The sequence below is a fragment of the Pseudomonas sp. W2Oct36 genome (genome assembly GCF_041060465.1).
Lineage (GTDB): Bacteria > Pseudomonadota > Gammaproteobacteria > Pseudomonadales > Pseudomonadaceae > Aquipseudomonas > Aquipseudomonas graminis_B.
Map to the genome: position 1 here is coordinate 90,613 of NZ_JAUERW010000012.1, position 14,808 is coordinate 105,420.

A 14,808-nucleotide genomic window follows, 5' to 3' on the forward strand; every position below is an offset into this window, starting at 1 on the left:
TTTGGTTATAGTCGCCAGCCATTGGCCCTCTCGTCTGGTTATGACAACGGCTCAGTCAAGAGCGAATCAATAAACGCCTCATGCTCAACGCCACAAGGAATCCACAGTGAAAAAGATCTTCGCCGCTTCCCTGCTCGCCGCAGGACTGGCGCTGGGCAGCGCTGCACAGGCCGCCGCGCCATCGCTGCTCAACGTGTCGTATGACGTGATGCGCGATTTCTACAAGGACTACAACGCCGCGTTCGAGAAGCACTGGAATGCAGAGCACCAAGAGACCCCGACGATTCAGATGTCCTTTGGCGGGTCGAGCAAACAGGCGCGTTCGGTGATCGACGGCCTGCCGGCCGATGTCATCACCATGAACATGGCCACTGACATCAACGCGCTGGCCGATAACGGCGAGCTCGTGCCCAAGGACTGGGTCACTCGCCTCCCGAACAACAGCGCGCCGTTTACCTCGGCCACGGTGTTCATCGTGCGCAAGGGCAACCCGAAGGCGTTGAAGGACTGGCCGGACCTGGTCAAGGAGGGCGTTGAAGTCGTGGTGCCCAACCCGAAAACCTCCGGCAACGGCCGCTACACCTACCTGTCGGCGTGGGGCTATACGCTGAAGAAGGGTGGCGATGAAACGGCGGCCAAGAAGTTCGTCGGCGAGTTGTTCAGCCATGTGCCCGTCCTCGACACCGGTGGCCGTGGCGCGACCACCACGTTCATGACCAACCACATCGGCGACGTGCTGGTGACCTTCGAAAACGAAGCGGAGATGATCGCCCGCGAATTTGGTCGCGATCAGTTCGAAGTGGTCTACCCGAGCGTCTCCGCTGAAGCTGAGCCGCCTGTGAGCGTGGTGGACAAGGTGGTCGACAAGAAAGGCACCCGCGCGGTGGCCGAGGAATACCTGAAGTACCTGTGGTCGCCAGAAGGCCAGGAAATCGCGGCCAACAATTACCTGCGCCCACGGGACCCGGCAGTGCTGGCCAAATACACCGACCGCTTCCCGAAAGTGGATTTCCTGTCAGTGGAAAAAACCTTCGGCGACTGGCGCACCGTGCAGAAGACCCACTTCAACGATGGTGGGGTGTTTGATCAGATTTATCCGGCGAAATAAAGCCCCCGGCTTAGTACGCCAAGATCAAGAGCGTCTGCCTAGGGGCAGACCGTTTCGCCTTCGGCGAGTTACTTGATAAAGCCCCAAGTAACCAAGGGCTTTTGCTCCTGGTTGGGCCCCTCGTTCCTCGGGGTTCCTTCACTCCGGTCTTGCTCCGTGGGCCCGCGCCGAACGGGCATCCATGCCCTGACGGCGCTCTCGCGGCATCCATGCCGCTCGGCCCACTGCGCAAAACCTGCGTTCAGCCTGCACCCAAGTCGCGATGGGTGTCGTCTGGACGTCTTGCGTATGAAGATCAAGATCAAGATCAAGATCAACATGAAGATCAAGATCAAGATCAAGATCTAAAGCAAATCAACAGCTTCCCGGCTGAAGCCGGTCCTACGGGGGTAAGCGCTGCTCTTAGTGGGACCGGCTTTAGCCGGGAAAGCGTCAGCAGGCACGCCGCGAAATTGATGATCGTTGATCGTTCCCCCGCTCCGCGTGGGAATGCATCCCGTGACGCTCCGCGTCACCTCTCCAGGCCTAAATGCGGGTCGTCTGAGGGACGCGGAGCGTCCGGGGCGGCGTTACCACGCAGAGCGTGGGAACAATCAGAATTGATGGTGAGCAACCCGGCCTCTTCCCGGCTGAAGCCGGTCCCACTAACAGACCTCGCACGTCCGTAGGAGCGGCTTCAGCCAGGAAGCTTTTGATCTGCTTTTGATCTTCATACGCAAAAGGCTCAAACACCGCCAAACGCGACTTTGGTGCAGGCCGAGCGCAGACGACGCGCAGTGGGCCGAGCCGCATGGATGCGGCGAGAGCGCCGTCAGGACATGGATGTCCGTTCGGCGCGGGCCCAAGGAGCGTCGTCGGAGTGAGGGTACCCTGACGAAGGAAGGGCCCAACCGAGAGCAGGCACCCTTGGTTACTTGGGGTGCTTTTCCAAGTAACTCGCCGAAGGCGAAACAGTCTGCCCCCAGGCAGACGCTCTTGATCTTGACCTCGCCGAACCAGGCCTTAATTCCCGAATTGCTTGCTCAACCCCGGCGGCACGCCACTGGGATCGGTCTCCTGCCAAGGCCCGCTGGGCGAAGTCGACCAGGTCCAGCCATCATTCCAGCGGTAGTACGTGCGCTGGCGATAGAACGTGTTCGGCACGTTATCCAGCACATGCACACCCAGACGCGCATCCCAGTGGCTGTTACCACCCGGCGGCGGCGCGAAGTGCGAAGACGTTTTCGGGCCGGGCGCAGGGATCGGCGTCGACGGCGGTGTGTGCGGCGCAGTGCGCGGGGTGCCGGGCTGCGGCGTCGGCGACGGACCGGGAACGGTCGGGATCGGTTCGGAACTCTGCGGCCCTGGATGCTGCACCGCACAGGCTGCGGTCAATCCCACCACCAGACTCAACAAGGCAAAACGGGCGACGCGATACATAAGGGTTCTCTACTCGCTGCGTTAACGGAGGTTACTGATCAGGGCTGTCGATGGTCAGGGTCTGCAGCGCCGTCACATTGCTCGGCAACGGCTGGCTGCGGCCGATCCATTCGCCCGCCGTGGGTTGACCGGCGCGGGACACCCGGGCCACGAGTTGGACTTCGGCAAAGTTCGACAGTTTCAGCTGCGGCATCATAGCGTCGGCGTCGCTCAGCTCGACCTCCACCGGCAAGTCGGCCACGGTCACGCGCTTGACCGCCAGCGGCGCCGGCGGGCCTGACACCGCGCGGGCGAACACAAACACCGTGTCGCCCGGCTGGACCTTGGCTTTCAACGCCGCAGACAGCGTGACACGCACCTTCATGCGTGCGGCCTGCACCGCCAACGGCTGGGTGTCTTCCAGCTTGCCGCCGCTTTGCACGAGTTTGTCTTTGGCACGTTTGATCCCGCCTTCCAGCGCCCCACGGGAGGGATCGTCCGGCGGCAACACGGCCAGCAAACGCGTCCAGTAACTGACTGCCTGATCAAACTGCTGGCTTTCAAACGCGTTGATGCCCATCAAGCCCAGGCTGGTGACTTCCTTGGGATTGAGCTTCAGCGCTTCTTCGGCAATCCCCTGAATCTGCGGGCTCCAGGCCTTGTTGCCAGCGAAATACAGCGCCTGAGCCCATTGCCCCAGCAGTTCGGGCTGACGGCCGGCCAGCTTGGACGCGCGCTCGAACATCCGCGCGGCATCGGCCGGGCGATCCTGGGCCATGTAGGTCCGCGCGAGGAAGTACGCGCTCTCGGCGGAATCCGGTTGCGCCTTGACCGCGCGCTCTAGCCGCTCGGTCATCTGCGCCAGCGAACCCGGCGGCTGGGAGAACTCTCGGGTCAGCTCGACCTTGTCCGATGCGCCGAAATGCAGATACAGGCCCAACGCCAATACCGGGACCAGAATCGCGGCGAGCAGCGGCAGCGGCTTGCCCAGGCGCGAAACCCGCTCGCCCTCCACGCCTTCGGTGTCGGCGAGCAATTCACGGGCAGCCTCGGCACGACCGCCGTCCAGTTGCGCCACCGAGAGCACGCCCTCCTCCTGCTGCGCTTGCAGCTCGGCGATGCGCTCCTGATACAAGGCGACGTTGAGGGCGGTGCGATCTTCTTCAGTTTGTGCGCGACGGCCGCGCACCACAGGGATCAGCAGAAAACTCAGGGCCACCAGCAACAGCAGGCCGGCGGCCATCCAGAAATCGATCATTCGCGGTTTTTATCCAGCAAGTGGGCGAGGCGCTGACGCTCCTCGTCGGAAAGCACATCGGCGTCTTCGCGGCCTGAGCGACGGCGGCGCACGACGATCACACCAATCAACACCGCGCCAACCGCCAGCAGCCCGGCCGGGCCGAACCAGAGGAGCCAGGTGTGGGCATTGAGCTCGGGCTTGTAGCGCACAAACTCGCCGTAGCGATCGACCATGAAATCGATGATCTGCTGATTGCTCTGGCCTTCGCCGAGCATGCGGTAGATCTCTTTGCGCAGGTCTGCGGCGATGGGCGCATTGGAATCGGCGATGTCCTGATTCTGGCATTTCGGGCAGCGCAGCTCGCGAGTCAGCTCGGTATAGCGGGCACGCTCGGCGTCGTCCTTGAAGGTATAAGCGTCAATGGCCGCCTGAGCAACACCTGCAAAACCCAGCGCCAACACCGCAGCAGCAGCCCATCGCCGCACTCCCTTGAGGAGCAAGCCAGCAGACACACCGCCGAACCCCTGTGGGAGCGAGCTTGCTCGCGAAGAGGCCCGACCAGCCGGCACATCATCGCGCCTGATCATGGCTTGCCCTCATCCACCAGCGCCTGATACTGGCCCGCCAGCTTCTCGCGCCAGACCGTCTCGTCGATCACGCCGACATGCTTGTAGCGAATGACACCCTTGGCATCGATCAAAAAGGTCTCCGGCGCGCCATAGACACCCAGATTCAAACCCAGGCTGCCGGCCTCATCATTGATGTTCAGCTGATAGGGATCGTGAAAATCCTTAAGCCACTTCTGCGCCTCGACGTTCACGTCCTTGTAGTTGACGCCGTAGATCACCACGCCCTGTTGCGCCAGCTTGGTCAGCACCGGGTGCTCGACGCGGCAGGCCACGCACCAGGTGCCCCAGACGTTAACCAGTGCCGGTTTGCCAAGCAGGTCGGCGCGGGTCAGCGGCTTGCCGTCCTGCACCGCGGGCAAGCTGAACTCAGGGAAGGGTTTGCCGATCAGCGCCGACGGCAATTCCGATGGATCCAGATACAAACCCCGGTACAGCAACCCCGCCATGCCGAGGAACAACACCAGCGGCGCCAGCAACATCCAGCGCTTCATACCGCCGCTCCCGTCATGCCCAGCGCGTCGCGCACTTTCGCGCGGACTTTGACGCGATATCGTTTATCCAGCGCCGCCAGCACCCCGCCCAGCGCGGTGATCAACCCACCAAACCAGATCCAGCGCACGAACGGCTTGACGTGGACACGCACCGCCCACGCGCCGTTTTCCAGCGGTTCGCCCAGCGCCACGTACAGATCGCGGGTGAAACCGGCGTCGATGCCGGCCTCGGTCATCATCGAACGCTGCACGGTGTACAGGCGTTTTTCCGGGTGCAGCACGGTGATTTCCTTGCCGTCTTCCAGCACGCGAAGGGTGCCGCGATCGGAGGTGAAATTCGGGCCCTGATAATGCTGAGCGCCCTCGAACACAAACGTGTAGCCGCCCAGGTCCACCGATTCTCCGGGGGCCATGCGCAGGTCGCGTTCGGCGCTGTTCTGGCTGGACAGCACCACGCCCAGCGCCAGCACCGCGATGCCGAGGTGCGCCACTTGCATGCCCCAGTAACTGCGGGTCAGCGAACGCATGCCTTTGAGCAGGCCTTTGTGCCGCGTCTTGTCGAACAGGTCGCGCACGCCGGCCAGCAGCACCCAGGCCGCGAGCAAACAGGTGGCAAGCACGGCCCAGTGGAAGTCGGCCATGGCGAAACCGGCGATCACCGCCAGCACCGCGCTGCCCACCAACACCGGCGCGAGCATGCCCATCAGCCACTTGACCGGCGTGTCCTTCCAGCGCACCAGCACGCCCACCGCCATGACCGCCATGAGCAACCCCATCAGCGGCACGAACAACGCGTTGAAATACGGCGGGCCGACCGACATCTTCGCCCCGCTCAGGGCATCCAGCACCAGCGGGTACAGGGTGCCGAGCAGAATCATGGACGCGGCCACCACCAGCACCAGGTTATTGCCCAGCAGCAAGGTTTCCCGCGACCACAGGCCAAAACCGACGTGGCTCTTCACCACTGGCGCGCGGAGAGCGAACAGGGTCAGTGAGCCGCCGACCACCATCAGCAGAAAGATCAGGATGAACACGCCACGGGCCGGGTCGGAGGCGAAGGCATGGACCGACGTCAGCACGCCGGAGCGCACCAGGAAGGTGCCCAGCAGGCTCAACGAAAACGCCGCAATGGCCAGGAGCACGGTCCAGCTTTTGAACACGCCGCGCTTTTCGGTGACCGCCAGGGAGTGAATCAGCGCCGTGCCCACCAGCCATGGCATGAACGAGGCGTTTTCAACCGGGTCCCAGAACCACCAGCCGCCCCAGCCGAGTTCGTAATAGGCCCACCACGAACCCAGGGTGATGCCAACGCCGAGGAAGGCCCAGGCGACGATGGTCCACGGCCGCGACCACCGCGCCCACGCTGCATCAAGACGACCGCCAAGCAACGCGGCGATGGCGAAGGCAAACGCCACGGAAAAACCGACATAACCCATGTACAGCATCGGCGGGTGAACGATCAGGCCAATGTCTTGCAGCAACGGGTTGAGGTCGCGCCCGTCCTGGGGAATCTGCGGCAGGATGCGGCTGAACGGGTTGGAGGTGAGGATCAGAAACAGCAGAAAGCCGACGCTGATCATGCCCATCACGGCCAGGACACGGGCGAGCATGACCTGGGGCAATTGCCGGGAAAAGATCGATACGGCGAAGGTCCAGCCACCGAGGATCAGCGCCCAGAGCAGCAACGAGCCTTCGTGCGCCCCCCACACGGCGCTGAACTTGTAGTACCAGGGCAGCGCGCTGTTGGAGTTTTCGGCGACGTAGGCCACGGAAAAGTCATCAACCATGAACGCGTGGGTCAGGCAGCCAAAGGCAAACACCAGAAAGGCAAACTGCCCCCATGCGGCGGGCTGGGCGAGGCTCATCCACAGGCGGTCGCCGCGCCAGGCGCCCATCAGCGGCACGACGGCCTGCACGATGGCGAAGCACAGGGCCAAAATCATGGCCAAGTGGCCGAGTTCGGGAATCATCGTTTACCCCTGTTTGTCCGGGAGAGCGGCGGGCGTGGCGGCGGGTGCGGGCTGGCCGCTGTCTTTCAGCGCTTTCGCGACTTCCGGCGGCATGTATTTCTCGTCGTGTTTGGCCAGCACTTCATCGGCAACGACCACGCCGTCGGCATTGAGCTTGCCGAGGGCGACGATCCCCTGCCCTTCACGGAACAGGTCCGGCAGGATGCCGCGATAGGTGATGGGTACCGACTTGTTGAAATCGGTGACGGCAAACGTCACGTCCAGGGAATCCGGCGAGCGCTGCAGCGAGCCCTGGACCACCATGCCGCCGGCGCGAATCCGCGTGTCACGGGGCGCTTCGCCGCTGGCGATCTGGGTCGGGGTGTAAAACAGATTGATGTTTTCCTTCAGCGCGCTGAGTGCAAGGCTGACCGCGATGCCGACCCCGGCGAGGATCGCCAGGATGATCAACAGGCGCTTTTTTCGCAGCGGATTCACGTAATGCTCTCCCGGCGCAGACGGCGCGCCTCTTGTTGCAGGTAACGCCGACGCGCGAAAACCGGTGCCAGTACATTGATCGCCAGCACGGTGAAACAGATGCCATAGGCCGACCAGACATACAGCCCGTGCTTGCCCATGGCGAGAAAATCACTGAAAGACTCGAAGCTCATCGTTCGGCTCCGTGGCGAGGGGACGTGGTGTGGCCAAGGTGCTTCGCTACTGCCTCTTTGACCCAACCGGCGCGGGCCTCGCGCTTGAGCACGTCCAGGCGCATGCGCATCAGCAGCACCGCCCCGAAGAAGCAGTAAAACCCCAGCACGGTGAACAGCAGGGGCAGCCACATTTCAGCGGGCATGGCAGGCTTTTCCGTCAGGCTGAAGGTCGCGCCCTGGTGCAGGGTGCTCCACCACTCCACCGAGTACTTGATGATCGGAATGTTGATCACGCCGACAATCGCCAGCACGGCGCAGGCTTTGGCGGCGCTGTCGCGGTTGGTGATCGCGTTGCCCAGCGCGATCAGGCCGAAATACAGAAACAGCAGAATCAGCATCGACGTCAGCCGCGCGTCCCAGACCCACCACGAACCCCACGTCGGCTTGCCCCAGATCGCGCCGGTCACCAGCGCCAGGGCAGTCATCCACGCACCGATGGTCGCCGCGCATTGCAGGGCGACGTCGGCCATTTTCATCTTCCAGACCAGCCCGACCACGCCGCACACCGCCATCATCACGTAGCAGGACTGGGCCAGCATCGCCGCCGGCACGTGGATATAGATGATGCGAAAACTGTTGCCTTGCTGATAGTCCGGGGGCGCGAACGCCAGGCCCCAGACCACGCCAATGCCGATCAACAGCGCCGCAGCGATGCTCAGCCACGGCAGCAGACGGCCGCTGATGCCGTAAAACCATTTGGGCGAACCGAGTTTGTGGAACCAGGCCCAACTCATGCCGCCTTTAGCCTTGGCGCTTGTGTTCATCACGCTGCCTTTTCATCACGGTGCTCTTCATAACGGTGCGTCTCAGCACGAGTTGCTATCAGGGCAAGGCGCTTCTTATGGCTGAAGCGTCCGTGACCTGCCGACGGAAAAACTGTCCGCTCGGTCAGGGTGCGATTATTCGCCAACGCTGATCTTCAAACCAGCGGCAATTGCAAAGGGCGTCAGGGTTACCGCCAGTGCGGTGAGGCTGCCAAGCCAAAGCAGATAACCGGTCGCGGGCATGCCCTCAAGGGCAGCCTGCAAGGCGCCGCTGCCGAGAATCAGCACCGGGATGTACAGCGGCAAAATCAACAGCGCCAACAGCAGACCGCCGCGCTTGAGCCCTACGGTCAAGGCCGCGCCCACCGCGCCAAGCAGGCTCAACACCGGCGTGCCCAGCAACAGCGACAGCAGCAGCACCGGCAAACATGCGGTGGGCAGGCCGAGCATCAGCGCCAGCAGCGGAGACAGCAAGACCAGCGCCAGCCCGGAAAACACCCAGTGCGCCAGCACTTTGGCAAGCACCAGCAATGCCAGCGGTTGCGACGACAGCACCCATTGTTCGAGGGAGCCGTCTTCGAAATCACTGCGGAACAGGCCGTCCAGTGACAGCAGCACGGACAACAGCGCGGCCACCCACACCAACCCCGGCGACAGCCGCTGCAGCAGTTGCGTGTCAGGGCCGACGGCCAGGGGAAACAGGGCGATGACGATGGCGAAGAACACCAGCGGGTTGAGCAGTTCGGCCGGGCGCCGAAACAGCAGGCGCGCTTCGCGGGCGATCAACAGGGTGAACACGTGACTCATGCCGCCCACTGCCCCAGGTCCAGCTCGCGATAACCCGAGGGGGTGCGACTCAGCGTGTGGTGGGTGGTCAGGACCACGGCGCCGCCCTTTTCACAGTGAGCGGCCAGGTGCGCTTCCAGTTGGGCGACACCCTGCTTGTCCAGCGCCGTGAAGGGCTCGTCAAGCATCCACAGGCCGGGGCCCGGCAAATACAGGCGGGCCAGTGCCACCCGACGGCGCTGGCCGGCCGACAAGGTATGGCACGGCACGTCTTCAAACCCGCGCAGTCCGACCGCTTCGAGGGCACGCCAGATCTCGGCGGCCGCCACGGGGGTGTGCAGCGCGCAGAGCCAGGCGAGGTTCTCCAGGGGTGTGAGCACGTCTTTGATGCCGGCGGCGTGGCCGATCCACAGCAGGTGGCGGGTCAGTTCGCTACGCTGGCTGGCAAGGGGCTTGCCGTCGAGGAGCACATCGCCGGCGGTGGGCTGCATCAGTCCGCACAACAGGCGCAGCAGGCTGGTCTTGCCGCTGCCGTTGGGGCCGCTGATCTGCACCATGTCGCCTGCGCTCAGCCGCAATTCGAGATGCTCGAACAGCAGGCGCCAGTCACGCTCGCAAGTCAGCGCCACGGCTTCAAGAACGGGGATCGGCATCGGGACCTTCTTTTCGGTAGCAGCGGCACGGCGGTTCAAGTCGGGATCATGACGGCCGTTATACTGGTGCAGCTTAACGGTGGACCGCCGACGCAGTCGGTGCCGGATTATACATACCCGGGCCCGCCACCCAGAGCGCAAATTCACCGAGTCGGGATCTGATGACAGGCGATATACCCAATCTTTCTCCAGTAAACGTGGCCACGGCCTTGCTGCGCGCAGGTGTGCCGGCGGGCGAAGTGCTCAAGCTGATGGAGCCGCGCGAAGGGCTGTTGTCCTCAGGTCAGGTGGCCAGCGCTGAAGTGGTGAGCCTCAAGCAACTGGGGCAGGACTTTCAGCTCTTGCTCAAACTGACCATGGTCAACGGCCGGCAAACCACCCTGCCCGTCAGCAGTTCGCTGCCGCTGACGCCGGGCACCAGCGTCAACGTCGCCCAGGGCTCGGCCGACACCCTGACCATCAGCGTGCAGGACCTGCAGAAAGCCGCCACCAACAGCCTGACCAGCATCGACACGCGACAACTGCCCGCTGGCACGCTGCTGCAAGGCAAAGTGCTGACCACGCAAGTCGCGGCGCAGAATGTCGCGCAGTTGGCGGGGCAATCCCCCGTGCAATCGTCGGGCGGGGCGCAGCCGGCGAATTACCGCTCCATCGTCATCCTGCTCAACACGGCCCTGGCCGGCACCAGCCTGACCGTCGACAGCCCGCAGCCGTTGCGGGTCGGCAGTCTGCTCAGCGCCCAGGTGCAGAACAGTCAGGCGCTGAATTTCGTCGCCCTGCCCAATCGTCTGGATGAACTGGCCCTGGCGCAGCAGTTGTCGACACAACAAAGCCGGCAGGGCTCGCTGCAGGGCCTGATCACCGCCCTGCAGAACCTGCCGCCACCGGCCGATGGCGACAACCTTTCGCCGTCACTGCGGGCCAGCATCGAGCAACTGTTGGCCGATCTGCCGGACGTCCCACAGATGACCACTGCCAAGGGCGTGGCCCAGGCGCTGAATGCCAGCGGCCTGTTCATGGAACCGCGTTTGCTGGCCGGGCAGAACCCGACGCTGGTGCCGGACATGAAAGCCAACCTGCTGCGCCTGATCACGCAAATTCTGCCGGGCCTGCCGGACAGCGTCAGTTACAGCGCTGCCGCCGCCGGCAATACCCTGGCGCGGGCGATGCCCAGCGTGTTGCGCAGCGCCTTTGGCACTTTGGGGCTGGTGGCGCCGCCGAGCGAAACGATCAACTTCCCATTACCACCGCGCACCCTCGGCCATCCGGAAAGCAAAGACGATCTGGAGATGCTGTTGAAACTGGCGGCGGGGGCGATATCGCGGCTGCAGAGCCATCAGTTGGGTGGCCTGGAGCAAACCCGAACCCATGCCGACGGCACCCAGGTGACCACCTGGCAGCTGGAGATCCCGATGCGCAACGCCCACGACATCGTGCCGTTGCAGGTCAAGGTTCAGCGCGAGGAGACGCCCGAGCGCGACGAGCATGCCGATACGCCGGCGCAGGAAGCCAGGGAGCGAGAAAAACTCTGGCGGCTGGAGTTGGCGTTCGATCTGGAACCTCTCGGCCCGTTGCACGTGCAGGCGCAACTGATTGCCGGCAGCATCGCCAGCCAGTTATGGGCTGAACGCGAAGGCAGCGCCGAGCTGATTTCCAGCGAGCTGGGCAATCTGCGTGCGCGCCTGGTGGCATGCGGTCTGAACGTCAAGGAACTGGAATGCAATCGCGGCGTACCGCCCCAGGGGCCACGCGCCGTGCTCGAACAACGCTGGATCGACGAGAACGCCTGATGAGCAGACCCGAGCAGACACCGCGTCAGGCCATTGCCCTCAGCTACGACGGCCACCAGGCCCCGACGCTGACGGCCAAGGGCGACGACACCCTGGCGGAAGCCATTCTGGCGATTGCCAGGGAGTACAAGGTGCCGATCTACGAAAACGCCGAACTGGTGAAAATGCTCGCCCGCCTGGAACTGGGCGACAGCATTCCTCAGGAGCTGTACCTGACCATCGCGGAAATCATCGCGTTTGCCTGGCACTTGAAAGGCAAGTTTCCGGTGGGCTTTGACCCGAATGCAGGGCCGGTGGAGCGGGATATCACCCCTCGGTGAAATATGCACGGCGCCTTGACGGACGCCTTCCCGGCTAAAGCCGGTCCCACTAAAAAACGCGTACCCGGCAGGACCGGCTTCAGCCGGGAAGACATCAGTCGCAGCACCCGGAACTCGCGATTCCCGCCATTCAGGCGCCCCGATTGCCGCCATGCATCTTGGTCATCAGCTGCGCTTCGGCCTGGGTCAGGCCGCAGGATTGGGTGAGCTCGTCGATGCTGGCGCCCATCCCGACCAGGCGGGCGGCCTGGGCGAAGGACAGCGTGGAAGGATCGCGCTGCTCGAGGGCAGTGATCTTGTCCGGCAGCAGCGCGATGATGGAACGCAACTCGTGCAGTTCCTCACCCATTTTCACCGTGCCACCCTGGTAATTTTCCAGGCGCCGGGCCAGCTCACGGATGCGCTGATCACGCAGCGAATCCGCTTCCAGCTGCTGCACGGCCAGCGTGCGCAAGCGTTTGGTGTGGGCCATGAACATCGCGACGCTCGCGACCCACAACACCGCCAGAAAAATGACCGCTACATCAAGAATCAATCAGATGTTCTCCAGCTCGGACCACTCTTCCTCGGACATCATCTTGTCCAGTTCCACGAGGATCAGCAGTTCGCCGTTCTTGTTGCACACGCCCTGGATGAATTTGGCGGATTCGTCGTTGCCCACGTTCGGCGCGGTTTCGACTTCCGACTGACGCAGGTAAACCACTTCAGCCACGCTATCGACCAGGATCCCGACCACTTGCTTGTCGGCCTCGATGATCACGATACGCGTGTTGTCGCTGACTTCAACCGGCGGCAGACCAAAGCGCTGACGGGTGTCGATGACAGTGACGACGTTGCCGCGCAGGTTGATGATCCCCAGCACGTAGCTTGGCGCGCCCGGGACCGGTGCGATCTCGGTGTAGCGCAGCACTTCCTGAACCTGCATCACGTTGATGCCATACGACTCATTGTCCAGGCGGAAGGTGACCCATTGCAGAATCGGATCTTCGGAACCCTGTGCTGACGACTTCTTCATACCCCTAACCCCTTGCGTGTTGTGCCGTGCGGTCGACGATTCGTACGCCGGCCTGTGTTTATGTGATGTGCGTGATGACTGATGCTATTTGCGCGTGTGCATGTGCTTGACCGCGCCACTGGCGATCAGCTCGGCCAGCTCGGAAACGTCCAGCAGCGCACACATGTGCTCGATCACCGTCCCGGCAAGCCAGGGCCGCTGACCACGGTGGGTGCGCCATTTGATTTCATTGGGGTCCAGGCGCAACGAGCGGCTGACCTGGTGCACGGCCAGCCCCCATTCATAGCCCTGAACCGAGATCACGTATTGCAGGCCCTGACGGAAATCGTCGCGGTACCGGTCCGGCATGATCCAGCGCGCGGTGTCCAATACCTTCAGGTTGCCCGCCTGGCTGGGCAGGATCCCGAGGAACCAGTCCGGCTGGCCGAACAGCGGCGTCAGATCATGGCCCGCCAGTGGGTAAATCGAACCCAGACACACCAGCGGCACCGCGAGGGTCAGACCGGCGACGTCGAACAGCAGGCATTCGAACGGCTCGGCAGCCCAGGCCGGGCGCTCATCGCCGGTGGGCGGAGGCGTCGGTGTGCGCTGGGCAGACAGATGCACGTCAACCACCGGCTCGACCAGGGCCACTGGTGGTTCTTCCACCACCCGGGCCTCAAGGGCCGGGCTCTCAACCGCAGGCTCGACCTCCGGCATGATGACCGGCGGCAGAATCACCGGTGGCATCACCACTGGCCGTTCCATCACCCGCGCGGCGGCCGGTTCAGGCTGAGCCGTATAGGCCAGCGACACCGGCGCAGGCCGGCTCATCGGAGCTGGCTGGGACGCCGGCAGCCCAGGGGGCAACGCGGCAGCCACAGCCGCCGCTACCGCGGAACGCATGCGTGCGTCATGGGCCTGCTCTTCGAGCACGGCCGCTTGAAATTCATCGACGGACTCGACGACCTGCAACTCCTCGGTCGCGTCAAACAGCAACGCGTCAAGGTAGTTCTGCAGCGCCAGTTGTGGTCGTGTAGCGATGTCCAGGGGGCGGTTCATACGGGAGCCCGAAAAGTAGTGATGCGATTGCCGCCTGAAACAGATATCGGCTGCATAGCCGATGGACTTGAGCGTGCAGACGCGCCGCTCGACAAATAATGATCAGCGGACACTCAGGCCACCTGCCCGACAAGCTGTTCGGTGAGCATGTGTTTGAGCAACGCGCGGTAGGCCAGCACGCCACGGCTCTTGTTGTCGAACTGCGAAGGCGTCACGCCGGCGCGGCTGGCATCGCGCAACCGCGTGTCCACCGGAATGAACGCATTCCAGACGTGGTCCGGGTAGCTGTCACGCAGCAGCTTGAGGGTGCTCATCGACGCCTGGGTGCGGCGGTCGAACAGCGTCGGGACGATGGTGTACGGCAGCGGCACCTTGCGCGAACGATTAATCATCGCCAGCGTATTGACCATCCGCTCCAGGCCCTTCACCGCCAGGAATTCAGTCTGCACCGGGATCGCCAGTTGCTGGCTCGCCGCCAGAGCGTTGACCATCAACACGCCGAGCAACGGCGGGCTGTCGATGATCGCGTAATCGAAGTCCTGCCACAGCTGCGCCAGACTCTTGGCAATCACCAGCCCCAGGCCGCTCTGCCCCGGCGACTGGCGCTCAAGGGTGGCCAGCGCGGTGCTCGACGGCAGCAGGGAAATACGTTTGTCACTGGTCGGCAGCAGCAACTGGCCAGGCAAGCCTTCAGGCACCACGCCCTTGTTGAGGAACAGGTCGAAGCTGCTGTGTTCCAGCGTATCGGGGTCTTGACCGAAATAGCTGGTCATCGAGCCATGGGGATCGAGATCCACCACGACCACGCGCTTGCCCGCCTCTGCCAGCAAGCCGGCTAAAGCGATGGAGGTGGTGGTCTTGCCGACCCCGCCTTTCTGATTGGCTACTGCCCAGACTCTCATGTACTCGTT

18 protein-coding genes are annotated in these 14,808 nt (G+C 63.4%); 4 read left to right on the forward strand and 14 right to left on the reverse strand.

Going from position 1 to position 14,808, the window contains the following annotated elements; translation table 11 throughout:
• The first annotated feature begins 106 nt into the window (after window positions 1–106).
• Both QWI18_RS16725 and QWI18_RS16730 read left to right on the forward strand, forming a co-directional pair.
• A complete protein-coding gene (locus QWI18_RS16725; protein WP_369319312.1) occupies window positions 107–1,108 on the forward strand; it encodes a sulfate ABC transporter substrate-binding protein in 1,002 nt (333 codons plus the stop codon).
• Between the two features lie 156 nt (window positions 1,109–1,264).
• The gene (locus QWI18_RS16730; protein ID WP_369319313.1) at window positions 1,265–1,456 is read left to right on the forward strand and encodes a hypothetical protein; all 192 of its coding nucleotides are present in this window, start codon (window positions 1,265–1,267) and stop codon (window positions 1,454–1,456) included.
• 654 nt (window positions 1,457–2,110) lie between these two features.
• Here QWI18_RS16730 and QWI18_RS16735 read toward each other — a convergent pair.
• From QWI18_RS16735 to ccmA, 10 genes are all read right to left on the reverse strand, one after another.
• Window positions 2,111–2,527 (reverse strand): hypothetical protein, encoded by a 417-nt coding sequence (locus QWI18_RS16735; RefSeq protein WP_369319314.1) that lies wholly within the window; start codon window positions 2,525–2,527, stop codon window positions 2,111–2,113.
• Window positions 2,528–2,558: 31 nt separating this feature from the next.
• A complete protein-coding gene (gene ccmI / locus QWI18_RS16740; protein WP_369319315.1) occupies window positions 2,559–3,764 on the reverse strand; it encodes a c-type cytochrome biogenesis protein CcmI in 1,206 nt (401 codons plus the stop codon).
• Entirely contained in the window at window positions 3,761–4,231 is a 471-nt protein-coding gene (locus QWI18_RS16745; protein ID WP_369319345.1) for a cytochrome c-type biogenesis protein, read from the reverse strand. Before QWI18_RS16745 ends, ccmI begins: the two co-directional genes overlap by 4 nt.
• A 98-nt stretch (window positions 4,232–4,329) precedes the next feature.
• Window positions 4,330–4,866 carry a DsbE family thiol:disulfide interchange protein gene (locus tag QWI18_RS16750; protein ID WP_369319316.1) on the reverse strand — a complete coding sequence of 179 codons (537 nt, stop codon included), beginning with the start codon at window positions 4,864–4,866 and terminating at the stop codon, window positions 4,330–4,332.
• Window positions 4,863–6,836 (reverse strand): heme lyase CcmF/NrfE family subunit, encoded by a 1,974-nt coding sequence (locus QWI18_RS16755; RefSeq protein WP_065987326.1) that lies wholly within the window; start codon window positions 6,834–6,836, stop codon window positions 4,863–4,865. Before QWI18_RS16755 ends, QWI18_RS16750 begins: the two co-directional genes overlap by 4 nt.
• 3 nt (window positions 6,837–6,839) lie before the next feature.
• A complete protein-coding gene (gene ccmE, locus QWI18_RS16760; RefSeq protein ID WP_369319317.1) occupies window positions 6,840–7,313 on the reverse strand; it encodes a cytochrome c maturation protein CcmE in 474 nt (157 codons plus the stop codon).
• Complete coding sequence (gene ccmD / locus QWI18_RS16765) at window positions 7,310–7,486, reverse strand: heme exporter protein CcmD (RefSeq protein ID WP_065987324.1); 177 nt, start codon at window positions 7,484–7,486, stop codon at window positions 7,310–7,312. The genes ccmE and ccmD overlap by 4 nt, the downstream gene beginning before the upstream one ends.
• Window positions 7,483–8,262, reverse strand: a complete 780-nt coding sequence (locus QWI18_RS16770) for a heme ABC transporter permease (RefSeq protein ID WP_369319346.1) — start codon at window positions 8,260–8,262, stop codon at window positions 7,483–7,485. Before QWI18_RS16770 ends, ccmD begins: the two co-directional genes overlap by 4 nt.
• 165 nt (window positions 8,263–8,427) lie before the next feature.
• A complete protein-coding gene (gene ccmB, locus QWI18_RS16775; RefSeq protein WP_369319318.1) occupies window positions 8,428–9,099 on the reverse strand; it encodes a heme exporter protein CcmB in 672 nt (223 codons plus the stop codon).
• On the reverse strand, window positions 9,096–9,731 hold the full coding sequence (ccmA, locus tag QWI18_RS16780) for a cytochrome c biogenesis heme-transporting ATPase CcmA (RefSeq protein WP_192130044.1): 636 nt from the start codon (window positions 9,729–9,731) through the stop codon (window positions 9,096–9,098). The genes ccmB and ccmA overlap by 4 nt, the downstream gene beginning before the upstream one ends.
• 161 nt (window positions 9,732–9,892) lie before the next feature.
• On the opposite strand from ccmA, the gene QWI18_RS16785 reads away from it, so the two are divergent.
• Both QWI18_RS16785 and QWI18_RS16790 read left to right on the forward strand, forming a co-directional pair.
• On the forward strand, window positions 9,893–11,521 hold the full coding sequence (locus QWI18_RS16785) for a flagellar hook-length control protein FliK (protein ID WP_369319319.1): 1,629 nt from the start codon (window positions 9,893–9,895) through the stop codon (window positions 11,519–11,521).
• Window positions 11,521–11,841 (forward strand): EscU/YscU/HrcU family type III secretion system export apparatus switch protein, encoded by a 321-nt coding sequence (locus QWI18_RS16790; protein ID WP_065987321.1) that lies wholly within the window; start codon window positions 11,521–11,523, stop codon window positions 11,839–11,841. Before QWI18_RS16785 ends, QWI18_RS16790 begins: the two co-directional genes overlap by 1 nt.
• Before the next feature lie 130 nt (window positions 11,842–11,971).
• Here QWI18_RS16790 and QWI18_RS16795 read toward each other — a convergent pair whose 3' ends face one another.
• The 4 genes from QWI18_RS16795 to QWI18_RS16810 all read right to left on the reverse strand — a co-directional run bounded on the left by QWI18_RS16795 (window position 11,972) and on the right by QWI18_RS16810 (window position 14,799).
• Window positions 11,972–12,376, reverse strand: a complete 405-nt coding sequence (locus QWI18_RS16795; RefSeq protein ID WP_065987320.1) for a DUF2802 domain-containing protein — start codon at window positions 12,374–12,376, stop codon at window positions 11,972–11,974.
• The gene (locus tag QWI18_RS16800; RefSeq protein WP_065987319.1) at window positions 12,377–12,856 is read right to left on the reverse strand and encodes a chemotaxis protein CheW; all 480 of its coding nucleotides are present in this window, start codon (window positions 12,854–12,856) and stop codon (window positions 12,377–12,379) included.
• Window positions 12,857–12,940: 84 nt separating this feature from the next.
• The gene (locus QWI18_RS16805; protein WP_369319320.1) at window positions 12,941–13,897 is read right to left on the reverse strand and encodes a chemotaxis protein CheW; all 957 of its coding nucleotides are present in this window, start codon (window positions 13,895–13,897) and stop codon (window positions 12,941–12,943) included.
• Window positions 13,898–14,010: 113 nt separating this feature from the next.
• Window positions 14,011–14,799 (reverse strand): ParA family protein, encoded by a 789-nt coding sequence (locus QWI18_RS16810; RefSeq protein ID WP_065987317.1) that lies wholly within the window; start codon window positions 14,797–14,799, stop codon window positions 14,011–14,013.
• Between the last annotated feature and the right edge of the window lie 9 nt (window positions 14,800–14,808).